General features: G+C 55.0%; 20 protein-coding genes. 11 read left to right on the forward strand and 9 right to left on the reverse strand.

Features of this window, described 5'->3' with window-relative positions:
* Positions 1–9: 9 nt before the first annotated feature.
* From ACXUPB_RS04805 to ACXUPB_RS04825, 5 genes are all read right to left on the reverse strand, one after another.
* A complete protein-coding gene (locus tag ACXUPB_RS04805; RefSeq protein ID WP_472955677.1) occupies positions 10–894 on the reverse strand; it encodes an ABC transporter substrate-binding protein in 885 nt (294 codons plus the stop codon).
* Between the two features lie 80 nt (positions 895–974).
* Positions 975–3,149, reverse strand: a complete 2,175-nt coding sequence (locus ACXUPB_RS04810) for a TonB-dependent siderophore receptor (RefSeq protein WP_035559127.1) — start codon at positions 3,147–3,149, stop codon at positions 975–977.
* 158 nt (positions 3,150–3,307) lie between these two features.
* On the reverse strand, positions 3,308–4,261 hold the full coding sequence (locus ACXUPB_RS04815) for an alpha/beta hydrolase (protein ID WP_035559130.1): 954 nt from the start codon (positions 4,259–4,261) through the stop codon (positions 3,308–3,310).
* Between the two features lie 65 nt (positions 4,262–4,326).
* On the reverse strand, positions 4,327–5,622 hold the full coding sequence (locus tag ACXUPB_RS04820; protein WP_472955680.1) for a lysine N(6)-hydroxylase/L-ornithine N(5)-oxygenase family protein: 1,296 nt from the start codon (positions 5,620–5,622) through the stop codon (positions 4,327–4,329).
* Positions 5,623–5,645: 23 nt separating this feature from the next.
* Complete coding sequence (locus tag ACXUPB_RS04825; protein WP_472955682.1) at positions 5,646–6,758, reverse strand: GNAT family N-acetyltransferase; 1,113 nt, start codon at positions 6,756–6,758, stop codon at positions 5,646–5,648.
* Positions 6,759–6,967: 209 nt separating this feature from the next.
* On the opposite strand from ACXUPB_RS04825, the gene ACXUPB_RS04830 reads away from it, so the two are divergent.
* A complete protein-coding gene (locus ACXUPB_RS04830; protein WP_472955684.1) occupies positions 6,968–8,614 on the forward strand; it encodes a cyclic peptide export ABC transporter in 1,647 nt (548 codons plus the stop codon).
* Here the strand turns inward: ACXUPB_RS04830 and ACXUPB_RS04835 are convergent.
* A complete protein-coding gene (locus tag ACXUPB_RS04835) occupies positions 8,600–9,223 on the reverse strand; it encodes a cytochrome b (protein WP_339935302.1) in 624 nt (207 codons plus the stop codon). The genes ACXUPB_RS04830 and ACXUPB_RS04835 overlap by 15 nt on opposite strands.
* The gene (locus tag ACXUPB_RS04840) at positions 9,216–10,148 is read right to left on the reverse strand and encodes a siderophore-interacting protein (RefSeq protein ID WP_472955687.1); all 933 of its coding nucleotides are present in this window, start codon (positions 10,146–10,148) and stop codon (positions 9,216–9,218) included. Before ACXUPB_RS04840 ends, ACXUPB_RS04835 begins: the two co-directional genes overlap by 8 nt.
* Before the next feature lie 187 nt (positions 10,149–10,335).
* Here ACXUPB_RS04840 and fhuB point away from each other — a divergent pair, with 187 nt between their 5' ends.
* From fhuB to ACXUPB_RS04865, 5 genes are all read left to right on the forward strand, one after another.
* Positions 10,336–12,336, forward strand: coding sequence for a Fe(3+)-hydroxamate ABC transporter permease FhuB (fhuB, locus tag ACXUPB_RS04845; RefSeq protein ID WP_035559145.1), 2,001 nt, complete (start codon positions 10,336–10,338; stop codon positions 12,334–12,336).
* A gap of 65 nt (positions 12,337–12,401) precedes the next feature.
* On the forward strand, positions 12,402–14,060 hold the full coding sequence (locus ACXUPB_RS04850) for a multidrug ABC transporter permease/ATP-binding protein (RefSeq protein ID WP_472955690.1): 1,659 nt from the start codon (positions 12,402–12,404) through the stop codon (positions 14,058–14,060).
* Positions 14,060–14,623 carry a sigma-70 family RNA polymerase sigma factor gene (locus tag ACXUPB_RS04855; protein WP_472955692.1) on the forward strand — a complete coding sequence of 188 codons (564 nt, stop codon included), beginning with the start codon at positions 14,060–14,062 and terminating at the stop codon, positions 14,621–14,623. Before ACXUPB_RS04850 ends, ACXUPB_RS04855 begins: the two co-directional genes overlap by 1 nt.
* On the forward strand, positions 14,624–15,649 hold the full coding sequence (locus ACXUPB_RS04860) for a FecR domain-containing protein (RefSeq protein WP_472955694.1): 1,026 nt from the start codon (positions 14,624–14,626) through the stop codon (positions 15,647–15,649). It begins immediately after the preceding gene.
* A 94-nt stretch (positions 15,650–15,743) separates the two neighbouring features.
* A complete protein-coding gene (locus tag ACXUPB_RS04865; protein ID WP_472955696.1) occupies positions 15,744–17,129 on the forward strand; it encodes a TonB-dependent siderophore receptor in 1,386 nt (461 codons plus the stop codon).
* A gap of 2 nt (positions 17,130–17,131) precedes the next feature.
* On the opposite strand, the gene ACXUPB_RS04870 is transcribed toward ACXUPB_RS04865, so the two are convergent.
* Positions 17,132–18,124, reverse strand: coding sequence for an IS30 family transposase (locus ACXUPB_RS04870; protein WP_350359360.1), 993 nt, complete (start codon positions 18,122–18,124; stop codon positions 17,132–17,134).
* Positions 18,125–18,215: 91 nt separating this feature from the next.
* Between ACXUPB_RS04870 and ACXUPB_RS04875 the strand changes: the two genes are divergently transcribed.
* From ACXUPB_RS04875 to ACXUPB_RS04890, 4 genes are all read left to right on the forward strand, one after another.
* On the forward strand, positions 18,216–19,292 hold the full coding sequence (locus ACXUPB_RS04875) for a TonB-dependent siderophore receptor (protein ID WP_472955699.1): 1,077 nt from the start codon (positions 18,216–18,218) through the stop codon (positions 19,290–19,292).
* A 149-nt stretch (positions 19,293–19,441) separates the two neighbouring features.
* Positions 19,442–20,344 carry an ABC transporter substrate-binding protein gene (locus ACXUPB_RS04880; RefSeq protein ID WP_082072621.1) on the forward strand — a complete coding sequence of 301 codons (903 nt, stop codon included), beginning with the start codon at positions 19,442–19,444 and terminating at the stop codon, positions 20,342–20,344.
* A gap of 95 nt (positions 20,345–20,439) precedes the next feature.
* Positions 20,440–20,619 carry a (2Fe-2S)-binding protein gene (locus ACXUPB_RS04885; RefSeq protein ID WP_442905763.1) on the forward strand — a complete coding sequence of 60 codons (180 nt, stop codon included), beginning with the start codon at positions 20,440–20,442 and terminating at the stop codon, positions 20,617–20,619.
* A gap of 188 nt (positions 20,620–20,807) precedes the next feature.
* Positions 20,808–21,422: a LysE/ArgO family amino acid transporter gene (locus tag ACXUPB_RS04890; RefSeq protein ID WP_472955702.1), complete on the forward strand. Its 615-nt coding sequence runs from the start codon at positions 20,808–20,810 to the stop codon at positions 21,420–21,422.
* A gap of 29 nt (positions 21,423–21,451) precedes the next feature.
* Here the strand turns inward: ACXUPB_RS04890 and ltaE are convergent, their stop codons facing one another.
* Positions 21,452–22,459: a low-specificity L-threonine aldolase gene (gene ltaE, locus ACXUPB_RS04895; RefSeq protein WP_472955704.1), complete on the reverse strand. Its 1,008-nt coding sequence runs from the start codon at positions 22,457–22,459 to the stop codon at positions 21,452–21,454.
* A gap of 115 nt (positions 22,460–22,574) precedes the next feature.
* On the opposite strand from ltaE, the gene ACXUPB_RS04900 reads away from it, so the two are divergent.
* Complete coding sequence (locus ACXUPB_RS04900; RefSeq protein WP_472955706.1) at positions 22,575–23,801, forward strand: NAD(P)/FAD-dependent oxidoreductase; 1,227 nt, start codon at positions 22,575–22,577, stop codon at positions 23,799–23,801.
* The last annotated feature ends 51 nt before the right edge of the window (positions 23,802–23,852 follow it).

Genomic DNA, 23,852 nt, shown 5'->3' on the forward strand with positions numbered 1-23,852 from the left:
TCGGGAAAGTTAAGTATTTTCCAGCGCTTCTTTGAGTGATTTAGCGAAGCGGAGCATGGATGGGAACCCTCCCCATGGCCAATAATTTCTATTGACACTTACTGATGTATCATCCAACCAATGCTGCCATAGTCCTGACGCTGGCAATGTTGAGTCAGGTAAGTCTTGAGAGTAATTCGAGCGAAGCAGAATTATTTTCCCTTCTAACTGAAATGCCTCTGGGATAGTTAATGTGCTGAACCCCCAGTCATTAGTGTGGCCTTTCCAGGCATTCTCCAATCCAAGTTGGGTTAGGGTCATATCCTCCAGGCTTCCAGGCCCATAGACACGAACATGTCGGTCATCTCGGATTTCTACGATCAACAGAGGATCTGCAGGTCTTTCAATCTGTGTGGCTATTAATGATAGCTCAGCGTCTACAGAGTCAATTAATGTTTGAGCTTGCTGTTGCTGATCGTTCAGTTTCCCCAAATTTCTAGTAAGTTGTTCAAGGCTCTGCCAAATATTTAATTCTTTCCCAAACAACCGGATTTTAATTACATCAGCAATATCGGAAAGTTTATTCTCTAAATTCAAGTGGGCCGGTGGCGATATCAGAATGGCATCAGGTTCCAATGATGCTAGATATTCAAAATTGGGCTGAAACCTAAGTCCGAGCTCAAGGGTGTCAGGCAGTAAGTGTTCTTGGTTTAATTTTCTATATTGTGCTAAACCAGCCATTGCTATGGGAGGGCGTTGCAAAGCAGCAAGTGTATCTGCAATAGCATAGTCGAAAGTGACGAGTTTTTTGGGTTCTTCAGCGTTAGCAAGTGGCACGATCAGCGGTAAAAATAGCAGTATGACTAAAAAAACTGCTCTGTGGCCTGACGATGGTAAGTTGCCCATATCGATCATTTATATAATTTCTATTTTGGCTTTTATAAAACAATGGCAGGCGGTGATGCCGCCTGCCATTGCCTCTATTGGTAATGACGTTACCACTGGTAACTTACTGAGCCTATGATGCTTCTCGGCTCGCCATAGTAGCAGCCATAAGTGCAGGACTCGATATAGGTTTTATCAGTGAGATTGGTGGCATTCACTGCATATACCCAAGATCCAGTTTCATAACTCACTCGCGTATCGACAAGTGTAAACGACGGCACTTCTCCCTCTACCCAAGTCGCCCGGGTTGGGCCTACGTAGCGAACTCCACCTCCTACTTTCAACCCCGGCAGGCCGAAATCGCCAAAGCGATAATCACTCCATAGCGAGAATTGGTTATAGGGTGTATTGGCCGTTCTCCTGCCCACCTGATCTGGCGTAACGGGGCTGCTTTTCGTTGTACGCGCATCTGTGTAGGTGTAGGCGGCTATCAAGTTGGCATTGGGGCCTAGTGCCGTCTTCGCTTCCAATTCGACACCACGTGAACGCACTTCCCCTATCTGTGTCTGAAAGCTGGTGTCCACCGGATCGGTGACGCTGACGTTTTCCTGTGTCAGCTCATAAGCGGTTGCGGTGAGCATTGTATCCCAGCCATCTGGCTGAAAGCGAACGCCTAATTCATATTGCTCACCCCGTGTGGGCTCGAACTGATTGCCGTTACGGTCAGTGCCGCTGGTAGGTTCAAACGACTGGCTATAGCTGATGAAAGGCGCCAAACCGTTATCGGCAAGATAGACTCCCCCCACACGTCCAGTGAAAGCATTATCCGTTTCACGACTCCACTCTGTGGGGCCAAAGTAGGGTGAGGTCTCAGATTCAGTCCAGTCCTGACGCCCTCCTAATAAGAGAACCCATTTGTCAGCGATTTTCATCTGATTTTGAGCATACAAGCCAACCTGCTCACTGCGTTGCTTGGATGACCATGCAAAGGCCACCGGGTCGCCGAACTCTCCACTTCCGTACACAGGATCAAATAAATCAAGCGATGACACAGTTCGGTTGTAGCGCTCAGTTTCGTGGCGTTGTCGTGTGTAGTCTATTCCGATCAAGCTGGTGTTGTTGGTGTTGCCAGCCTCCCAGTCATATTGCAAGGAGGTATCTGAGGTTAAGCCCGATGAGGCATCACGGCGATCCTGGGCGCTCCGGGCATAAATCCGCTGATCGATACTTTGGCCAAGACCTATCTGAGGAAAATCTCGATCGGCCCGGAAAGTGCGGAGGCTATGTTGTAGGTGGAGGCTGTTAGAGAAGTCGTGCTCGAGCAAGTAGCCGATCGAATAACGCTCGTTATCATACTCATCAAAGCCGGGCTCCCCAGTGAACCGCTCCCGAGGAATGTCACCATTCGGGTTAGAAAGAATGGTGCCGCTGGTGGGTAGCCCATACACATAGGCCGTGTCGTCGCGCTGATATTCACTCAGTAGGGTGAGCGAAGTATTCTCGCTAGGCTGCCATTTTAAAGCTGGAGCGATATAGGTGCGATCATCCGGCACGTGGTCGACGAAGCTGTCACTGTCCCGATGCAGCATGGTAATACGGTATGACCATACGCCATCTTCATCCAAGGAATCGGAAAAGTCCGCAGATATTTGACGTCGGTCGAAACTACCTGCCTCGATATTAACTTCGCGTAGTGGAGTACTGGTGGGGCGTTTACTAACGGCATTAAGAATGCCTCCTGGGGCAGCCACACCATACAAGATTGATGAGGGGCCCTTAAGTACTTCCAGCCGTTCCAGACCATAGAGCTCTTGCTGACCGTCATACATGTTGGCTTGGTATTTGCTGCCGTCTCGGTAGGTTGTTGTGTTGCGAAAACCGCGAATTCTTAACCCTTCCGTGGTTCTTTCGGCTCCATTGAACCTGGAGATGCCAGCAGTATAGCCGAGCGCTTCAGTGAAGTTCCGAGCCCCGTAGTTTTTAAACTCCTCACTGCTAACAACCGAGATAGACTGCGGCGTTTCAATAATAGGTGTGTCGGTTTTGGTGCCTGTTGCGCTGCGAGTGGCGGCAATACCTTGTACAGGCCCTGTGGCTTCTTCATAGAGGCGGCTTTCGGTTACTTGCAGGGTAGGTAGTGTGGTACTTGTTTCGCTGTTTTCGTTAGATTGTAGATTAGTGCCTTGAGCGAGGGCAGCCGGTGCCGCCAATAGCGTCGCAGCGCAGGCATTAGCAATGGCCACAGAGAGCAGTTGCCTGCGCAGGCCGGTACGAAGTTGCTGCATAGTAATCCCCTTGAATGATATTTATGCGTTAATGGTAATTGTTATTATTAGCATTATGTTCTGGATTTGTACTGTCTTGCAACACTCTGTTGCTCAAAATGGTACCTATGGCAAGAGGCGCCACAGGTACTAATCATGCCGTGCCCCATGGGAGGAAATTAAAAATCAACAGGGCTGGGGTGCTTACTAAGATGGTGCTGAAGTGCTTTGGCGATATCTGCGCGTACCTGGCCGGTGGCATCGGGGGTAATGCTGCCCAGGCGCGCGAAGTCGTGCACCATGCCGGGGTATATGGTTAGTTGGGTATCCACGTTCGCTTCCTGTAAGCGGTTCACGTAGGCGATGCCTTCGTCGACTAGAAGATCATGTTCGGCCAGGGCGATGAAGGCAGGTGGTAAGTTTTTGAGTTTCGCAGCCTCCAACGGCGCAAAGCGCCAGTCATGGCGTTCCTCACTGCTATTTAGATAGTGGCCAAACATCCACTGCAGGGTGTCTGCTTCCAGCAGGTAGCCTTGCGCGTATCGGCGATGAGACTCGCTGTCTTGCCAGGCACTGGTGCAGGGGTAGAGCAAAATCTGGCAGCGTGGAAGGTGCCAACCATTATCACGTGCTGACATGCAAAGAGCCGTGGCGAGGGTGCCGCCTACACTGTCACCACCAACGGCGATGCGTGAGGTATCGAGGCCCATCTCTTCGCCATGCTTCAGCAGCCAGCAGTAGGCATCTTCAGCGTCGTGAAAAGCTGTCGGAAACTTGTGCTCGGGGGCCAGGCGATAGTCGACAGCCAACACTGTGTAGCCAGTTGCTTGAGCGATGCTTTGGCAGAGCGAATCGTGGGAATCCAGGCTGCCCAGTAGGTAGCCGCCGCCATGGAAGTAGAGCAGAGTGGGCGCTAAAGGCTCCTCGCCTTGGTAGCGGCGCAGTTTAAGAGGGTGACCATCTCGACAGGTGATGCTCAGTGCCGTTGCATCGTTAGCTATTGGCTCATCAAGCATCTGTGATGATGCCTCGTAGGCAGTGCGTGCCTGTTGTGGTGAGAGAGAGTGGAAAGGCGGGCTGCCACTATCGGCGACTAGGTCTAAGAAAGCGGCGACATCAGGATGTAAGGACATAATGGGCTTAAGTCTCGGTATTAGGGGCCGCTCTGAGAGAGCGGCCATGCGTTAATAGTGCTTGGTTAGTCCGCGCCTACTAGTGAGGAAGTTGATACTCCTGAATAGGATGTTGGCAGTGCCTCATTAAGCACTTCACAAATCTCACTTGTCCTGGCTGCCAAAATCGACAGCAGGGTATCGCTTAAACCATGGGTGGGCTCGCAGCTACCTTGCAGGAAAATAGCCGGTTTGAACGCAGGCTTGGCGTAAAGCTGATAGTGGCGGTTAACGGCAAAATCAGGCAGGTAGTCCGCGACGGGGGCTAACAGCTGTTTATGAGTGTCGCGTACATAGCCGGTGGCTAACACCACTGCGTCGTAGCGAGTGGACTCCGTATGACCACTCTCTAAATCGCGTACAAGTAGCTCAACGCCTTCAGTAGTTGCTTCGCTGCCAATAACCTCATGTCGGCGGCGGAAGCGGTGGCGGGCCTGGCCGGTTACTTTTTGCTGATAGAACACATCGTAAATCTCCTGAATCAGCGCCAAGTCAGGGGCTGAGTAGTTGGTGCTTTTGTACTCCTGCAGCAGTGCTTCCCGCTGGCCAGTGGGGTTGTTGAACACGTAGTCGGTGTATTCGGGGTTGAATATCTCATTGACGAAGGGGCTATCGTCGGAGGGCTTAAAGGCCCATGCCCGGCTAATAAGATCCACCTGAATGCCTTCACGGCCATGCAGGTCAAGGAATATCTCAGCGGCGCTCTGGCCCGCACCAATCACCGCGATGCGTTTGGGGGCGTCTTGCTTCGCCAGCTCTCTGAGGTAGTGGCTGGAGTGGAAGACCCGTGGGTCGTCTTTTAGCCCGGCGAAGCATTCAGGCACATTGGGCGCACCCCCTACGCTAATGACCAATGAACGGGTGAGCCTTTCCTGTACCGCCCCACTCTCATCCCGTGAACGCACGCGGAGGTAGGCGACCTCGTCGTTATCCGTTTCGGGCAGCACTTCAAACACATCCTCTCCATAGGTGCACTGGTGTTCAAAGTGGCTGGCAGTCCAGCTTAGGTAGTCATTGAATTCGTGGCGGCTGGGGAAGAAGGTTTGTAGATTGATAAAGTCTTGTAGGCGGCCTTTGCTGTGGAGGTAATTGAGAAAGCTGAAACGGCTGCCTGGGTTGCGCGGCGTGACCAGGTCTTTGAGGAAGGAGATCTGCATATGGGCATTTTCCAGCAGCATATGCGGGTGCCAAGCAAAGCAGGGCTGACGCTCAATAAACAAGACATCCTTCGCTTGCCCTGCCTGGCGCTGTTCGTCGAGCGCAATGGCCAGGGCAATATTGGAGGGGCCGAAGCCGATGCCGATCAAGTCGTGAATATGCATAAGAGTCCTCGTGGCTGACGTATTTATGGGGTGAAGCGTGGATCGGGTCGTGGGGCTGACCCAGGGTGCGAGGGCTGCGGAACCCAGCAGCGCTCGTTGAAAAAGTGTTCGCGTAGCTGCATGCCGAGCATGGCCCGCTTATGGGGGAAATCGAACGCCTTCACATGGGCATAACCGCACTGGGCAAGGTTGCGCAGCATCTTGGCGTTATCCACCCGGGGCTCGATCACCAGGCGTTGGGTGCGGCAGTCGTCCAAAAAGAGGTAGTGCGAGATAGAGGGCAGCCAGGCGGCGACATAAGGCCGCCCGCGAAAAGCGGCTTCACCGATCAGCACGTGCCAGCCGCGGTCAAAGTCATCGGCGTCGTAATAAGCGCCGATGCGATCCTCCTTGGCCCAGTAGGTCTCGAAATAGCCGAAGGGTTCGCCGTCGATACAGCCGATCAGCGGTACAACGCTGGGGTTCTGGAGCGTGCTTTCTAGCCGCTCGCGATGCTGTTCCAAATCACCCTGCTCTTCCCAGAAATGGGCGACGACCGGGTCGTTCATCCAGCGGTTGAAGCGCTCCAGATCAAGTTCCAGGTCAAGCACTCGAAAGCTCAGGGTGGCATCCAGCCAGGCAATATGGCGCTGATATACCGTGCCGCTGGGGCGCGGCGGGCGGCGCGGGTGCCGTTTTCCGTTCTCCAGGATGGGCTGCTGCGGATAGGGGCGCATGCGCGTTGAGGTCAGCCAGAGCGTGGGTAACTGCCAAAATAGCTCCGCATATACCCAGAGCTCTCCATGGCTTTCTTGAACCGCGATGCCGGCGGCACACAGGTTGGCGTGCAAAACACTAGGTAGCTGAAGGCGTAGCGCAACACTGGCCGGGTAAAAGGCAAAAGCCCCTTCGATAGCGGCAAGCAATGCCGGGAAAGGTGGTGCTGAACGCTGTGACCACTGCAGCATCAAGATGCTGTTATCGTCTACTAGCAACCACTCAAGACGCTCTTGATGTCCTTCCACATAAAGTGTCTGCGTGGTTACCTCATAGGAAACTTGATAGGTGCACCCCTCTGGGCGTGAGAGCAGCGAGGCCACCGCGTAGCTTTCAGAGGGTACGTGTACCTGTGGTTGTGCCTGGACAGAACTGGACACCGCTAAGCTCCTATCAATAAGAACGAATCAAAGAAACGAATTAAAATCACCCCGCCGGAGGGCGGCGTTACTGACTTCCTTATTTAATGACGAATGAGAATGAGGCTTGTTTACATAAAATTGGTTAACTTTTTACGCGAGCGGTTCGTCATTAGAGATAGGTGCCGATTTCCAGTCGCTTTTTCTAATGGCTTTCCAATGAGGTGAATGTGCTTCCCTATCTGATTCGTCGAACTCGCGGGTTGATGACCGCTGCTGCGCTGGCCAGCATTCTCTCGGGGCTTTTCAGCGTGCTGCTGATTGCCCAAATTAATGCGGCGTTAACCAGCGACTCCGCCAGCCGCGCCAGTGCGGCCTGGGCCTTCGCGGGTATCGCCGTGGCCCTAATGGTCTGTCGGATGGTGTCGACGGCGCTGTTTGAGCGGCTGGGGCAGCGTGCGTTGGCCGAGTTGCGCAGTTTTGTCGCCCAGTGTGTGGCCGAAACCCCCTTTGCTCGGTTCGAGCGTGTGGGCAGTGCGCGGATCCAGTCGGCACTCACCGAGCACAGCAACAACGTGGCGGTACTGTTCGTTAGCTTGCCGGTGATTTTGACCAATACGGTCATCGTGGTGGGATGCTTGGGCTACCTGGCAATGCTTTCATGGCAGGTGTTTTTATTTGCACTTGGGGTGATTGGGCTGGGCGCTGTCGGTTACCATCTGGTGCACTTACGCGCTATTCACTACCTCCAGGATGCCTCGTCAGAGCAGGATCGCTTGTTTGGTCATTTCCGCGCGCTGACCGATGGTGCAAAAGAGTTGCGGCTACACCAACGTAAGAGCCGGGTCTTTATGGATCAGATACTGGGGGAGTCGGTTGAAGGCGTGCGGCGGCTGCGTACCTATGGCATGTCGCTGTTCGTGATCTCGACCAGTTGGGGGCAGTTCCTGATGTACGCCTTTATTGGTCTGGTGTTGTTCGTGTTGGCAGGCGATGGGCCTAACCAAACCCAGGTAATGACCGGTTTTGCCCTGGTGTTTGTGTTTATGGTGACGCCCCTTGAGGGCTTGCTGATCAATATTCCACGGATCAATATGGCGCGGGTAGCCGCTAGCCGAATTGATGACATCACACGAGAGATGCCCCAGGGGCAGGAGAGGCAGGCGTCACCTCAGGTGCTTGCTTTGCAGCGTCTTGAGTTGCGCGACGTCACCCATCAGTACTACCACGAGCAGAGCGATGACTTCTTTGAGTTGGGGCCGATTAATCTGAGCTTTACGCCGGGGGAGGTGGTGTTTCTGGTAGGAGGTAACGGTAGCGGTAAGACCACGCTGGCCAAAGTAGTGGTGGGGCTTTACCCGCCGGAGGGTGGCGAGGTGTTGCTTAATGGCGAGCGGGTCGAGCCAGATGGCTGGGATGCCTACCGGCAGCTCTTCTCGGTGGTGTTCTCTGATTTCCACCTCTTCGAGCGTCTGTTGGAAGCGCCGCGGGAAGATCTCGACGAAGAGGGCAACCGCCTGCTGGCCAAACTGCACTTGCAGCATAAGGTGCGGGTTGAAAACGGTGCGTTTACCACTCAAGCACTCTCCCAGGGCCAGCGTAAGCGTCTGGCGCTTGTCGTGGCCTACCTTGAGGATCGGCCCTTCTTGGTGTTTGACGAGTGGGCGGCGGATCAGGATCCATTATTCAAAGAGGTGTTTTACTGCGAGGTGTTGCCCGAGCTAAAACGCATGGGCAAAGCGGTGTTGGTCATCACCCACGATGACCGCTATTTCCACCTTGCGGATCGATTGGTGCGGCTAGAGAGTGGCAAGCTATTGACTGCTGAGTCTGAGACTGCCGAAGAGTCGCTAGCGGAACCCTCACCGGCCACTTGACCCCACCATCCGCGCCAGTACGCGGTCTTTGAGCCAGAAGCGGTGAATCAGCGCCATCGTGATGTGGCCGATGACTAATCCACATAACAGCCACGAGAGCGGGCCGTGAAGGAGCTCGGCTGGGGCGATCATCCAGGTGATGTCGCGTTCCGCTTCGGGCAGCAGCTCCATGCCATAAAAGCGTAGCGCCCCGCCGCGGCCGTACTGGCGCAAAATAGCGAAAGCGGGCAACCACATTAGTAGCCCATAAAAGGTGATATGGACAAAGCGCGTCAAGCGCCCACCTAGCCCTGGCGTGTGGGGCGGGCGTTGCTTGCGATTTATCCATGCCCAGCCAAGGCGAGCCAGCGTCACGATCAGAATCATAAATCCTAATGAGCCGTGGGGCCCGATGCTCGCCAAGAACAGCGTGATAGCGTTTTCGCCCATTCCTCGCCAGGCCAGCAACACGGTAAATTGCAGCGTGACCAGCGTGGCGGTCAGCCAGTGAAGCGCACGGCTGACCCGCCCATAGCCGTCAGGGCTGTCTCGCCAGCCAATAGGCGCTTGAGCTGGTGTGCTTAAGTAATCACTGTTTGGCGCCGTGCTGTTTACTGCTTCTTTAACCATTGGCCTTGCCCTGACGCCAGTAGCCCATGCTGGTGACGTACTGTTTGGGGAGGCCGCACTCGTTGACCAGGTAGCGGCGCAGCGTCATGGCGACTTTGGTTTCAGCGGCGATCCAGGCATAGAAGGGCGCGTTGTCGTCCAGAGTGGCGGGATCCCAGAGCGGGCCGTCCTCATCGTCGCTTTCGTCGTTGGTAGTGGTGTTAGTAGGCGTGCCGCCTAGCGTTTGAATTTCCTTATGTAAATCAATATTACGTAGCGTTCTCAGTAGTAGCTCACCGTGCTGGCAGCCTGGCTCACTATCGCGTGCCAGCCAGTGAAGTTTGGCGGCATGGGGGAGCGGCTGAACATCGTCGCTGCGAGGCACTTCGAACAGCGCTTCAACCTTGGGTTTGAGCGGCAAATCATCAAGGGTTTCCAAAATACCGGCGGCAGCGGGGAGGGCAGTTTCATCGGCGAGGATCAGAATACGGCGCACGCCTTGGGGTGGCTTCCACTCATAGCCCAGCTTTGGGCCCTCCGCACTGGCGTCGGGGGCTGTCATCGCTAAGCGGTCGCCGGGGCGTGCATGCATTGCCCAGCGTGAGGCGGGGCCATTGTCGCCGTGGAGTACAAATTCAACGTCCACCTCGGCTTGTTCTGGGCGCAGGGCTCGGATGGTGTAGGTGCGCGCAGAGGGGCGCTGGGCGTCCGGCAGTGCGCGGTAGGCGCCGTACCAGTCGTGCTCTTCCAGCTTGGCAATCTCAAACAGCGGGTCGAGACTGCCACCGCCTTCGGGGAAGAACAGCTTGACGCGCTGATCCGGGGCGTAGGTGTCCATTTGACCAACATCTGGGCCAGTAAAGGTGAACCTGACTAATGAGGCGCTGACTTGGGTGCGCCGGGCGAGGGTGATATCGAAAAGCCGGTAGCTCGGTTTGGCTGCCATAATGATGTCTCCTTTATATAAGGAGTCAATTGTAGTGCTAATCGTTATCATTTAGAATCATTGTTAGTTATTCAATCGCTAATTTCCATAAACTCGTTTGCATAAATAGTAAGGCTAAGAAAATGACGCTGCTGCCTATCACGTCTCTTTGGGCGAACTGTCCGGTTACCACGAAAGGGTGCTCGCTATGTTAGGCGCCGCGCAATTTGCCCAAAGAGCGGGGGGGATGTCGCCCGCTAAAGCCTGCCTATTGCTTAGCCTACCGATGGTGGTGCTGTTTTGGGTGGGCCTAGAGGGCCAAGGCGGTTTTGCGCTAGGCCTGCAGGCGTTAGTGGCTCCCTCCTTTGAAAACGTTGATGAGTTGCTGCTTTACTATGCTTGGTGGCCGCGACTCTCGATCGCCCTGCTCGCCGGGGGCGGCTTGGGGCTGGCGGGCGTACTCATGCAGCAGGTGCTGCGCAACCCGCTGGCCTCGCCCACCACCTTGGGGGTGGCATCGGGCGCTAATCTGGCGCTGATGACCGCCACCTTGCTAGCGCCGGGGCTGCTTGTCGCCGGGCGCGAATGGGTCGCCTTATTGGGTGGCGCGCTGGCGGTTGGGTTAGTTTTCCTGCTCTCCTGGCGGCGCGGGCTGGCGCCAATCGTGGTGGTGCTGGCGGGCCTGGTGGTCAATCTTTACCTGGGGGCGCTGTCTACGGCGCTGCTGCTGTTTAACCACGAGGCGCTCTCGGGGCTGCTGATCTGGGGCGCGGGTTCGCTGGCGCAAAACGGCTGGGATGGTGTTGCCATCCTCTGGCCTCGGCTGGCGATTAGCTGCATAGCCGCGTGGTTTTTGCTGCGCCCTTTGGCAGTGCTGGAGCTTGACGATGCCAGCGCCAAGAGCCTGGGGGTTTCGCTGACCTATCTGCGCTTTGCGGGGATGGGGCTGGCGGTGTTTATTACCGGAACCATTGTTAGCGTGGTGGGTATTATTGGTTTCATCGGGTTAGCAGCGCCCAATATTGTACGTATGGCTGGTGCGCGCCGCTTAGGGCCACGGCTACTCTGGTCGACGCTATTGGGGGCCGTGCTGCTGGCTACCACCGATCTGCTCCTGCAGCAGTTTGGTGGCATGGTGGCGGCCTTTATTCCTACCGGGGCGATTACCGGTGCCCTGGGGGCACCGCTGTTAATGTGGCTGATTCCGCGCCTGAAACTGCAGGGCGACCAGCCGCCAAAAGGGGCCGGTGTTTTCGCTCATCGCCACCCTGCGCCGTCACGTTTAGCCACTGGTTTAATCCTCGCGTTACTGGGGGCAACGGTTCTCGGCTTGCTGTTTGGCCAGGGTGTAGACGGCTGGTATTGGCTGGCGCCCAATAACTGGAATGTCATGCAGTGGCGCATGCCCCGGGTGATGGCAGCAGCCGCCAGCGGGTTGATGCTGGCGATTGCCGGGACGATTCTTCAACGCCTTTCTGCCAACCCCATGGCCAGCCCCGAGGTACTGGGTATCAGCGGTGGCTGTGCCATTGCGCTGATTCTAGGAATTTTCCTGCTGCCTGCGCCCACCAATATGATGCTGATTGGCGTGGGCACCCTGGGGGCTTTCGCGACGCTGTTGGTGTTGGTGGGTATCAACCGCAAGAGCGGTTATCTCCCCGAGCGTTTGCTGCTCACCGGGGTGGCGGTCAGTGCGTTATTTGATGCGGTTCGCAGCGTAATGCTGGCAGGTGGCGATCCTCGTGGCCAGCAGGTGATTGCCTGGCTGGCGGGCTCCACCTACTACGTGGATATCACCAATGCGGTGGTGGTAGGGGGGATTGCCGCTGTATTGGCGCTGGTCACACTGCCCTTCACTCGCTGGCTGGATATCCTGCCCCTGGGCGCGCCCACGGCCAAGGCCCTTGGGGTCACTCTAAACCGTGCCCGTTTGGCGTTGCTGCTACTGGTGGCGCTGCTCACCGCTTGCGCCACCCTGGTGGTGGGGCCGCTTTCGTTTATTGGCCTGCTGGCGCCGCATATGGCGCGCTTGGTCGGCTTCTCCCGTGCAGGGCAGCACCTGCTGGGTGCTGCGTTGATCGGCATGCTATTGATGGTGCTGGCGGACTGGGTGGGGCGTCAGATTATTTTCCCTTACGAGATACCTGCAGGCTTGGTCGCCTCGCTGATTGGCGGTGCCTACTTTATGTGGGGGCTAAGGCGGTTGTAGTTACCCGTGCTTTTAGCACGCGCTTTTAGCATGCACCGAAAACAAGATGCCGGGGAGTTGTGGTCATGGAGCTGTTAAGGATTGTATGGCGTGATTATCGCTGGCCGTTTGTGGCCGTGGTGGTGCTCAGTTTGGTCAGCGCTGGTCTCGGCATCGGTGTCATCGCCTTTATCAATCAACGGCTGCTAGGCACCTTTTCCGATCCCTGGCGCATCCTGCCCGAATTCCTGGGGCTGATTGCGCTGCTGCTGGTCATTACCCTGATATCACAATTGGCGCTAACTACCCTGGGTCACCATTTCGTCTACCGGCTGCGAGGGCAGTTGATCAAACGAATTCTGGATACCAATATCGAACGCGCCGAGCAGATTGGCAGTGCGCGTTTGCTGGCGAGTCTCTCCACCGACGTGAGTTCAGTGACCGTTGCTTTTATACGCTTGCCGGAGCTGATGCAGGGCGGAGTGCTGACGGTAGGTGCCACGCTTTACCTGGCGTGGCTTTCGCCTGCCATGCTGGGCGTCACCGCGCTTTGGGTGATCGTGACTATTTTAATTGGCATACGCTTGGTGGCCCGGGTCTATGGGCATATGGCCAAGCTGCGCGAAATACAGGATCGTCTTTACGCGGATTATCAATCAGTAATCGAGGGACGCAAAGAGTTGGCGCTCAACCGTGACCGGGCAGAGTGGCTGTATCGCGATGTCTACACCCCTAACGCACAGGATTGCCGGCGCCATTTCATTCTTGGCGATACCTATCATCTGAGCGCGGTGAACTGGTTCAACATTATGATGCTGGGGGCCATCGGTGTGGCGTTCTTTTTGGCCAACGGCCTGGGTTGGGCGTCGGTGCAGGTAGCCACTACTTTTTCACTCACGCTGCTGTTTTTACGTGCGCCGTTGATGCAGGCGATAGGGGCCTTTCCGACACTGATTAACGCTCGAGTGGCGTTTGAGAAAATCAGCAGCTTAGACCTGGCCGAGCACCGTGAGGGGTTCGGCCATTCTGCGCTGCGCCATGACTGGCAAGCGCTCACCCTGGATCAGGTTAGCTATTGCTACCCGGATGAGGAATCGCGGGCGGGTTTTGCCATCGGCCCTATCGATCTGACCTTGAAGCGTGGCGAGGTAGTGTTTCTGATCGGCGGTAACGGCAGCGGGAAATCGACTTTGGCGAGGCTGCTGACTGGGCTCTACCAGCCCCAAAGCGGCTGCGTGCGAGTCGATGGCAGGCCGCTGCGGGAAGAAGACTGGACACGCTATCGCCAGCACTTCTCGGCCATTTACACCGATCTGCATCTCTTTGACCGTTTGATGGGCCCTGCGGGCGAGTCACCCGACTCGGGGCTGGTGGAGGAGTGGCTTGCCGCGCTGGGCATGCGCAGTAAGCTCGACTTCGACGGCGATCGCATCACCAACGTCAACCTCTCCCAGGGCCAGCGCAAGCGTCTGGCGATGCTGCTAGCCGTTGCGGAGCAGCGCGACCTGTTGCTGCTGGACGAGTGGGCCGCCGACCAAGACCCACAGTTCCGCCGGGTCTTCTATCGTGAGCTACTGCCCCAGTTACGGGCGTTGGGCAAGACGCTGGTGGTAATCAGCCACGATGATCACTACTTCGACCAAGCTGATCGCCTGCTGGAAATGCGCCAAGGGCAGTTGGTAGAGCTCACCGGTGAGCAGCGAGAAGCCGCGAGCCGCGATGCGGTGGCAAAGGTGAGTGGGTAATGCGTAACGATGTTGGGGCGCCTAATTTAGCCAAGACCACGGCGTACCATACCGGCTGCCGGGACTCCCTCGGTCAGCTGTATCACCACCACCAGCCTTGGCTGCAGCAGTTGCTCAGCCATCGGTTGGGGTGCAGTGAATCGGCGGCTGACTTGGCGCAGGATGCGTTTGTGCGATTGATCAAAACGCCCCGCCAACTGGATAGTTTCGACGGTGCCAGAGCCTATCTCAGCCGTATGGCCAAAGGGCTGTGCGTGGATCATTGGCGCCGTCAGGATATCGAGCGTGCCTGGCAGCAAGCCTTGGCGGCCAGCGCCGAGGCGCATTTGCCCTCTGCCGAACACCAGCAGATCGTCATCGAAACGCTGTGCGAAATCGACCGCATGCTGGCGCGGTTGCCCGAAAAAGTCGCCAGCGCCTTTCTGGCCTCCCAGCTACACGGCAAACCCTATCGGCAGATTGCTGAGGAGCTAGGGGTTTCTGAGCGCATGGTCAAAAAATATATGGCCCAAGCCATGCTGCGGTGCGCGTTGATCGAAGCGGGCTTCGAGGCGAGCCTCTAAATGGCCTCTGCCGCCAGCCCTGATGAAGCCGCCAAGCGCCGCGCCTTGGCCGATGCCGCCGAGTGGTTTGCTGAGTGGCAGGCAGGCGAGCTCTCTTCAGTTCAGCGTGAGCATTGGCAGTCGTGGTTGGAGGCCAGCGATACCCACCGCTGGGCCTGGCAACAGGTGGAAGGCGTTAGCCAGCGTTTTACCACTCGTCTGGATGAGGCTGAGCGCCACACCGCCGACTGGGTCATCAGTTCGGCGCGGCAACGACGGCGAGGGCGATGGCATCTGCTAAGTGGGCTCTCTAGCCTGGCGATTGTGGCCGTGTTGATAGGGCTCTCTTGGCAGTGGACGCCACTGACCCAATGGGTAGCCTACTGGGGCGCCGACTACCGTACGGCTACCGGTGACATCACTCGCATCGAGCTGGATGATGGCACCCAAGTGTGGCTCAGCAGCGCCTCGGCGTTGGACGTGGACTACGACCGCCAGCGGCGCCGACTGCAGCTGGTGGCGGGCGAAGTGCTGGTTACGACCGGCAAAGACCCCGAACGACCACTTTATGTCGATACCCGCAGTGCCCGGCTAACGCCCTTGGGCACCCGCTTCAGCGTGGCTGAGCAGCCATCAGGCGAACTGCTGGCGGTGTTTGACGGTGCCGTGGCGATCCAGACCCTGGGTGATGCTCAGCATGCGAGTCAGCGGCAGGTGGTCAATGCAGGACAGCAAGCTTACTACGCCGCTGACCGCATCGGTGAACTCACCCCCGCTGAAGGCCGCAGGGAAGCCTGGGCCAACGGCATTCTGCTGGCCGAAAACATGTCGCTTAAGACCTTCGCTGCGGCGCTTAGCCGCCATCACCGTGGCCGCCTTGAGGTTGACCCGGCGGTGGCGGATCTCACCCTGCTCGGCGCTTTCCCGCTTGATGATCTAGAGCGCACCCTGAACATGGTCGAGACCACGCTTCCGGTGAAGGTGCGCCGGGTCATGCCCTGGTGGATCAAGATCGAGGCAAGCGAGAAAAGCCCCAACCAAGAATAAAAAGAGAAAAAATTGGTTTTTCTGGTTCCCCTTTTTCGCGCTGGTTCGATTCCCCTTTATAAGCACTTAAAACGTATCTGCAAGGGGAATCGATATGCTCCAACAGCGCACTGCACTTCAACCGCTTACTGCCAAGCACCAACCGACGCTTAACCGCCGCGCCTTGGCGCTGGCGGTTCATTTTGCCGCCGCCGGACTATTGGCCGTGCCGCAGCTATCGCAGCCCGCCATGGCACAAGCCTCCCAGCAGCAAACGCGCCACTATGATATTGCCAGCGGCCCGGTAAGCAGGGTTATCAACCGCTTCGCCGCCGAGTCAGGCGTTTTTATCAGCGGCGCCGGCGAACTGGGAGAAGGGCGTCAAAGCCCTGGCCTGCAAGGCCAGTATCGCGTCGATGAAGGGCTGGAGCGGTTGTTGGATGGAACAGGTTTAACGGCAGCCCGCCAGGGTGATGGTAGTTATCGGTTGGAAGAGCGGGCTGCGGATGTGGCATTGACGACAGTAGAAGTAACCGGAGCGCGCCTGCCCTACGGCATGACCGAGAATAGCGACTCTTACACAAGCGAAAGCGCTAGCATTGGCTTAGCTTCCCAGTCAGTAAAAGAAATACCTCAGTCCGTGAGCGTCGTAACTCGGGAACGTATGGATGACCAAGGTACGGCCTCATTAGCTGAGGCTATGCGCAATGTCACTGGTATGACCGTGCGTGAGTACGGGCCCAATCAGTACGAGCTCAAGTCTCGAGGTTATAATATTAACTCCTTCCTCATTGATGGTAGTCCTGCTCAGAGTCCAGAAAGTGCCTGGGAAAGCGCTGGAGTATTTGACACAGCCCTACTCGATCGTATTGAGGTGCTTCGTGGGCCTGCAGGTATTCTCCAAGGGACTGGTGAGCCCAGCGGTACCATCAACCTTGTGCGCAAACGTGCTTTAGCTGAAAGCCAAGCTTCGGTTACCCTTTCTGCCGGTACAGATGATGCTTACCGAGGGGTAGTCGACGTAACTGGTGCACTGGATAGTGATGGGCGAGTCCGGGGCCGCTTCGTCGGTGTCTATGATGATCGCGGCTCTTTCATTGATAATGTATATTCGGAGAACCAAGTCGGTTATGGAACCTTGGAGTTCGACCTGACCCCGAATACCACATTGTCCTTGGGGGCAACCATACAAGAGGAGGAGTTCCGTCCTAACTCGGGATTACCGACCTACAGCAACGGCTCCCTACTCAATATTAGTCGCTCTACGTATCTAGGTTCGGACTGGGAAAAACAAGCTGGTGATGCCCAGCGCTATTTTCTAGAATTGGAGCATCAGTTGAATAATGGTGCTGAAATCACTTTTAAAGCCAATCACCAGAATCGAGATTCTAACCTCCAAAAGAGTGAAAGCCATTCGTCCGTTTCACCCGATACCGGTGAATTCTTGATGCGCCGAATCCAGTGGGATCAAGAACGCCAAGATGATTACCTCGAACCCTGAATTCAACTAATAAGTGCAGCACCTGCGGTTTCTAGCGCTCCTGAGTATTCACCTAAGAACACCTGGGCTGGGGTTCGGTATCCCAGCCGCTTTCTTGGTCTATCGTTTAGCTTATTGACGACTCTTCGTAGCTCGGCATTGGTCACTTTGCGGAAGTCAGTACCTTTAGGAAAATACTGCCTAATCAGACCATTGGTGTTTTCATTAGTACCACGCTGGCATGAGCGGTACGGGTCGCAAAAATAGATCTTGGCCGAGACGGACTTGGCAACCTTCCGATGCTCGGCGAATTCCGACCCATTATCCAAAGTGATGGTGTGCACTGCCCCTCGGCGTGGTGCCAATAACCGCGTCATCGCCTGTGCCGTTCTAGTGGCGGTGATTGTTGGCAGCCGCGCTGCCAAGAGGTAGCCACTGCGTCTTTCGACCAGGGTCACCAGCCCGGATTCTTTGTGGCCCTTAAGCACCGTGTCGCCTTCCCAATGTCCGATATGGCGCCGTTCTTCCACCTTGGCAGGGCGCTGCTCGATGCCTACTCGGTGCGGGATTTTGCCTAACCCCGCCCGCTTAGCCAATTGGCGCTGATAGCGCCGCTGGCGTGGCAGCCGGAGCCGTTTCCATAAGGTTCCACCGTGCTTCTTGTCGTCCCAGATTAACGCATAGATCCACTGATGGCTTACGCAGACTCCGTTGGCATTGGCCATAAAACCACTGATTTGTTGAGGGCTCCATTCGTCCATCAATTGGCCAGTGACCCAGCGAACCAGGCTGGGTAGTCGTTTAGTCACTTTCCAGGCGGTGCGTCGGCGCTGATCACTTACCAATTGGGCCTGTTCAGGCGCATAACCACGGGTCAGACCGTTACGTTTTATCTCGCGGCTAATGGTGCTGCTGTGGACACCAATGGCCTGGGCGATCTGTCGCTGGCTGATGCCGGTCTCAAGATAGGCAAAAATTTGGTATCGTTGGATTTGGGTCAGTTGTCGGTATCCCATGCTCTGCTTCACTTTGGTAGGTAAGGCAGAGAGGGTACCGGCGCTGGCCCTCCTGCCTCTACCTTGTGATCCAAAGTGCTGCGCTTATTCTATGAATCCAGGGCTTCAGGCACGTACTCCCTTTGAACTGGCTGGAAACTCTCACGAAGCCGTATTCGGCGCCAGCTATTTAGATAGGGAAGTTATCCGTATATTTGCATCTGGTAATCCGATCACTGTTCCGGCAAGCATTTTCTCTTCCGGCCATAGAACTTCAGAGCCTCCTACCTTCGATCAAAACCCTGTCGATTTTGACGTAGGTAGCAAGCAATATGCGGCTTATAGTAAAGCTCAGTTCAACCTATTTGATCCTCTCACCCTTGCCTTGGGGGGACGCATCAATTGGTGGGAAACTGAGAGTTCCCTCAGTTCTGGAGGATCAGTGAGCGAGAATGCTAGCAGTGGAACCGAATTCATTCCCTATGCGGGCTTGATCTACCAACTCAACCCCGAGATCAATCTCTACGCTAGCTACACCGGCTTCTTCGAACCGCAGACGGCAACAGACCGCAATGACAATATTATCGATCCACGTGAAGGCGACCAAATAGAGATCGGGATCAAAGGATCTAACCTTGAGGGCGGTTTAAACTGGCATGTCGCAGCTTTCCGTATTGAAGACACCAACCGTGCCTTTGCCGATCCTGATAATCCAGGTTTCGCGATCCCTATTGGAAAAGCCGAGAGTGAAGGCTTAGAAGCTGAAATCAGCGGTCAGTTGTTGCCTCGCTGGGATCTCAGCGTTGGTTATGCTTATACGCAGACAGAGTTTGTAAGGGACGCTAGCTCAGAAGGCCTCACACTCTCACCGGACACACCTGAGCATAACTTCAACCTATGGTCACGCTATCGCTTTAGCGACAACCCAAGTCAGGGGTGGCGGGTTGGTGCAGGCGTGAATACCGCTAGTGGAGTTTATGCCGAAAGTGGGGATGTTAAAACTGAACAAGGAGGTTATACCACTGTTTCAGCACTGCTCGGCTATCAGGTCAATGAGAACTTGGACATCTCATTGAATGGTAATAACCTAACCGACAAGGAGTACTACTCTACAATTAGAGGAGGAAGTAGGCATAATTATTACGGTGCACCACGAAACTTCATGCTTACCATGGATTACAATTTCTAATCACCCATGGGCAGAGTAATATACCTGCCGTTCTAGGACTTATTAACTTGGCGGAAACTTAACGGCTACTGAAATGATGAGTGATTGAAGTTGCCGCCACGTTAACAGCGCATATATTTTTATAAGTATTACCATATATTGAGAAAAACATGAGTACTCCTCTCTCTCAACCAAAGATAAACAACGAATTTTCTCTGCGTGCCTTTTTTGTATGCCTCTCATTTTTTATCCCCGTCACCTGTCTAGCTTCGCCCCTACCTTCTACGATAGCACTTAGTTGGACTACTGCCGAAACACTGGTCGCCATTGGCGCCCCACCTGAAGGGATGTCAATGAGAAATAATTATCAGAAATGGGGAAGCATCAGATCCATACCCGAAGACACAGTTGAAGTTGGCCTTTCTTTTCAACCAAATCTTGAACTCATTACATCGATGCACCCAGATATAATAATATCAGACAGTGTTTTCGCCGTATCCGATGAGAAGCTATCAGACAAATACAAGACATATCGCTTCACTCTCTATCACGAAGATGTAAATAGATGGAATGAACTTACAGATTTCACAAGAGAAGTGTCTTCGGCTATTACACTGTCAGATGCTGGAGAGATGTATATAGCCGACGTTGAAAATAAAATTGAACATTTAAAAAATAGAATCAAGGAGTGGAACGAACCACTACTGATTATTCGCGCTCTAGATTCCCATCATGTGAGGGTTTACGGAAAAAATAGCTTGGTTCAAGCCGTGCTTGATCGCCTGGGCTTAGCCAACGCCTGGCAAGAACCAACAAACCAGAAGGGGTTTTCAATTGTCGGTGTAGAGGAGCTAATCGGCATTGATGCGCGACTAGTAATCGTGGAGGGCCCACAACTTTCTGGGAATATAGCAAGCCAACTTTACGGCCGTGGCCTATGGCAGTATGTGCCTAGCATTCGAGAAAAAAATTTAATAACAGTTCCTCCGTTCTGGGTATTCGGTGCTCTTCCCTCAGCCCTCCGCTTCGCCGAATCCCTCGTTGAGGCATTAGAGGGGCCAACCACGCCCTAACACGGATCTGATCACCGCCATATGATTTGTAATGATAAGTATTATCACTTATTGTTTGCGTCTGGTTTTGCCCCTTTTTTGGGGCAGTTGGCACCATGTTACCGGATGGGCGGCGCAATCCACTCTATCAACCAGTGCGTTATCTTGAATTGGGTGGCGATACTCCCAACCGCGTACGACGCTTGTGTTGTATCAAGTATCGCCTTCCAAATGAGCCGTTGTGCGCCGCCTGCCCTTTGAAACCTGAGAATTGTCAAGCAAAGCGTCACCGCTAACTCTCTTGCTCCCAGGGAGTGTTGGGGGCGTATAGAATCCCATGCTTTTTAATAAATCCAATCAATACCCCCATCATAAGAAAAACTAATACCCCATTAGCAGGATGATTTTTAGCAATCAGCATTCCCAGTTACTTTATTGCCAGGTTAATGAACGCGGCGCTAATTCCGGCAATGAGGGCAGAGCAATGTGGGAAAGTTATATCACCGGGCTGGTGGTGTGCGGCGGGATTATCATGGCGATTGGCGCGCAGAATGCCTATATCCTAGGGCTGGCGATTCGTCGCGAATACCACTGGTGGTCGGCGGGGCTGTGCATCAGTGCGGATATCATTTTGCTTACCGCGGGCATGTTTGGCGTGAGCGCCATTCTGCTGACCATGCCCAATGCCATGGAAGCCATGCGCTGGGTCGGCGTGGTATTCTTGAGCTGGCTGGCGGCCCAGGCGCTGTGGCGTGCGGTTAGCGGTCGGCAAGGGTTAAGCGCTGAGGCGGGCAAAGCGCCTAGCTTAACTAAAGTAATTTTCGCCACCCTTGCCGTCACCGTGCTCAATCCTCAGGTCTATCTGGATACGCTGCTGCTGATACCCTCCATTGGCGCCCAGCAGGAAAGTGCGGGCATTTTTGTAGCGGGTGCCTCCACGGCTTCAATCCTGTGGTTTAGCCTACTGGCTTGGGGCGGCGCCGCGCTTTCACCGTGGCTCTCAAAGCCCATTGCGTGGCGCGTCATTGACGGATTGATTGGCATGATGATGGCAGGCATTGCCATTCATCTTGCGCTTGGCGCGGCGTCGCTCAGCTAAGCAGCTGAGCGTTTTATGGCGGCGAATGTTTAATGACGACTAAAGTAGGCCTCCATGACCGCGATGACTTTATCAATGTCCGCATCGTTAATATCGCGATGGATAACAAAGCGGGTGGCGTAAAGTAGCTCAATCAAAATACCGTGCTCTTTTAGCCAGGCGGAAAGTGGCTGCACATGGTTGTCGGGAAAGCGTGCGAACACCATATTGGTTGCCTGTGAGGTGATGTCGACCCCCGGCAGTGTTGCCAAGCCTACGGCCAACCGTGCGGCGCGGCGGTGATCCTCGTTTAAATCGCTCACATGATGATCGAGGGCGTACTGACAGGCCGCCGCGATAATGCCTACTTGTCGCATTCCACCCCCCACCATTTTGCGTAGACGGCGAGCTTTATCAATCAGTGCTTGAGAGCCCACTAATGCCGATCCCATTGGTGTTCCCAAGCCTTTTGAAAAGCATAATGAAACGCTATCGAAAGGTAGGCAGAGCTGCTTAAGCGACCTGTCGGTTGCGACGGCAGCATTAAACAGACGTGCTCCATCTAAATGCGTTGTTAGGCCGCGTTCTCGAGCGAGTTCTGTCGCTTTTAGAACGTACTCTTCGGGCAGCACTTTACCGCCAATGGTATTTTCCAACGCCAGCAGTTTGCTACGGGCAAAGTGACAATCGTCAGCTTTGATGGCAGCGCTTATTTTTTCCAGTGGCAGCGTGCCATCGGCCGCATTTTCAATAGGCTGAGGTTGGATACTGCCCAAGACCGCTGCGCCACCGCCTTCATAACGGTAAGTGTGCGCCGACTGACCCACAATGTACTCATCACCGCGCTCGCAGTGGGCCATGAGCCCAACTAGGTTACTTTGCGTACCACTAGGAAACAGTAGCGCAGCTTCTTTGCCTGCCAGTTCGGCCAAGTTTGCCTGGAAAGTGTTTACCGTTGGGTCATCGCCCCACACATCATCACCTACCGGCGCGGCCATCATGGCTTCAAGCATCTCGGGAGTGGGGCGCGTTACCGTGTCGCTGCGTAAATCAATCATGTGGAACTCCTTTTTTGTTTAAGAGCGCCCACTTAGGGCTATTTTGTCGAGCAAGTTTTGAGGAACCATCTATGGTTAACAGCATACTGCAAGTCTCTCCAGCATAGGCATCCCGATGGACCTAAAAAGTGGCTATCCCTTTTGGGCTGTAAAAAACGGCCTGTTGAAAACCTTTCCAAAGCTTACCCGAGACCACCAAAGCGAAGTGGTGGTGATTGGTGGTGGTATTACCGGTGCACTGATTGCCGATGAGCTCAGCCGCCACGGCCACCATGTGGTCGTGCTTGAACGGCGCGATGTGGGGTGGGGCAGCTCCGCTGCGAGCACTGCCTTACTTCAGTATGAGATTGATACGCATATGACGGAGCTAGCGAAGCGTTACGGTGAAGCCGACGCGGTGCTTGCTTACCGCGCCTGTGCCGATGCCATTGGTGAGCTTGAAACCTTGGCGGCTGGCCTGGGGGATGTCGATTTTGAGCGTCAGCAGAGCCTCTACTATGCCAGTAATGAAGAGGATGTGGCGTCATTAAAAGAGGAGCTGGCGCTACGTTTAAAGCACGGCTTTGACGCTTCCTGGCTTGAAAGTGAGGCTATCTTGGCGGAGTACGGCTTTGTGGCCCCCGGCGCGATACTGACCCAATTGGCCGCCAGTATTGACCCATACCGCATGGCTTATCAGCTGTTTACCAAGTTAGTCGAGCGCGGTGGGGAAGTGTATGACCGTACGCAGATGGAGATGATGACGCCGGATGAGCAGGGAGTCACGCTCACGCTTACCAACGGTGCCACCCTGCGCTGCCAGTACGTGGTAATGGCGGCGGGCTATGAGTCGCAAGCCTGGTTGCCTGAGAAGGTCGCTATTAACCGCAGTAGCTATGCGCTGATTACCGATCCGCTACCGCCGGAGGCATTAGGTAAATTGCGTCATACCATGGTGTGGGAGTCCGCGCGGCCCTACCTTTATATGCGTACGACCTGCGATGGTCGCCTTTTAGTGGGTGGCGACGACGATGATGAAGATATTCCCAAGCGTCGCGATGCTCGGGTAGAAGAGAAAGCCGAAGGGCTGGCGCGGAAGGTCGAGGAGCTATGGCCTAAGCTCGATATCAATCCGACATTCTCATGGGGAGGCACCTTTGCCGAAACCGATGATGGCCTGCCTTTTTTTGGGCCTCATGAAGCTCATGGGCCACGGGTATATTTCGCCATGGCGTATGGCGGTAACGGCATTAGCTATAGCATGATCGGGGCAACATTACTGCGGGCGCTGATTGAAGGAGAGGCGCATCCGCTGGCAGAGCTGTTTTCATTCCGGCGCCTAGCCAAAATGACTGAACAGTAAAAAGCGACCTTGGCTTCGGCCTTAAAATCAGTCATAAAATCTAGCGGCGCG

This window comes from Vreelandella sp. DA03-1M (assembly GCF_055725665.1).

What these genes read in the sequence shown, in the direction of transcription:
- ACXUPB_RS04890 (WP_472955702.1), top strand. Translation starts at nt 20,808, where the DNA reads ATGTGGGAAAGTTATATCACCGGGCTGGTGGTGTGCGGCGGGATTATC.
- ACXUPB_RS04885 (WP_442905763.1), top strand. Translation starts at nt 20,440, where the DNA reads ATGTTACCGGATGGGCGGCGCAATCCACTCTATCAACCAGTGCGTTAT.
- ACXUPB_RS04870 (WP_350359360.1), bottom strand. Translation starts at nt 18,124, where the DNA reads ATGGGATACCGACAACTGACCCAAATCCAACGATACCAAATTTTTGCC.
- ACXUPB_RS04900 (WP_472955706.1), top strand. Translation starts at nt 22,575, where the DNA reads ATGGACCTAAAAAGTGGCTATCCCTTTTGGGCTGTAAAAAACGGCCTG.
- ACXUPB_RS04835 (WP_339935302.1), bottom strand. Translation starts at nt 9,223, where the DNA reads ATGGTTAAAGAAGCAGTAAACAGCACGGCGCCAAACAGTGATTACTTA.
- ACXUPB_RS04815 (WP_035559130.1), bottom strand. Translation starts at nt 4,261, where the DNA reads ATGTCCTTACATCCTGATGTCGCCGCTTTCTTAGACCTAGTCGCCGAT.
- fhuB (WP_035559145.1), top strand. Translation starts at nt 10,336, where the DNA reads ATGTTAGGCGCCGCGCAATTTGCCCAAAGAGCGGGGGGGATGTCGCCC.
- ACXUPB_RS04850 (WP_472955690.1), top strand. Translation starts at nt 12,402, where the DNA reads ATGGAGCTGTTAAGGATTGTATGGCGTGATTATCGCTGGCCGTTTGTG.
- ACXUPB_RS04805 (WP_472955677.1), bottom strand. Translation starts at nt 894, where the DNA reads ATGATCGATATGGGCAACTTACCATCGTCAGGCCACAGAGCAGTTTTT.
- ACXUPB_RS04810 (WP_035559127.1), bottom strand. Translation starts at nt 3,149, where the DNA reads ATGCAGCAACTTCGTACCGGCCTGCGCAGGCAACTGCTCTCTGTGGCC.
- ACXUPB_RS04865 (WP_472955696.1), top strand. Translation starts at nt 15,744, where the DNA reads ATGCTCCAACAGCGCACTGCACTTCAACCGCTTACTGCCAAGCACCAA.
- ACXUPB_RS04860 (WP_472955694.1), top strand. Translation starts at nt 14,624, where the DNA reads ATGGCCTCTGCCGCCAGCCCTGATGAAGCCGCCAAGCGCCGCGCCTTG.
- ACXUPB_RS04880 (WP_082072621.1), top strand. Translation starts at nt 19,442, where the DNA reads ATGAGTACTCCTCTCTCTCAACCAAAGATAAACAACGAATTTTCTCTG.
- ACXUPB_RS04820 (WP_472955680.1), bottom strand. Translation starts at nt 5,622, where the DNA reads ATGCATATTCACGACTTGATCGGCATCGGCTTCGGCCCCTCCAATATT.
- ltaE (WP_472955704.1), bottom strand. Translation starts at nt 22,459, where the DNA reads ATGATTGATTTACGCAGCGACACGGTAACGCGCCCCACTCCCGAGATG.
- ACXUPB_RS04840 (WP_472955687.1), bottom strand. Translation starts at nt 10,148, where the DNA reads ATGGCAGCCAAACCGAGCTACCGGCTTTTCGATATCACCCTCGCCCGG.
- ACXUPB_RS04875 (WP_472955699.1), top strand. Translation starts at nt 18,216, where the DNA reads ATGAATCCAGGGCTTCAGGCACGTACTCCCTTTGAACTGGCTGGAAAC.
- ACXUPB_RS04855 (WP_472955692.1), top strand. Translation starts at nt 14,060, where the DNA reads ATGCGTAACGATGTTGGGGCGCCTAATTTAGCCAAGACCACGGCGTAC.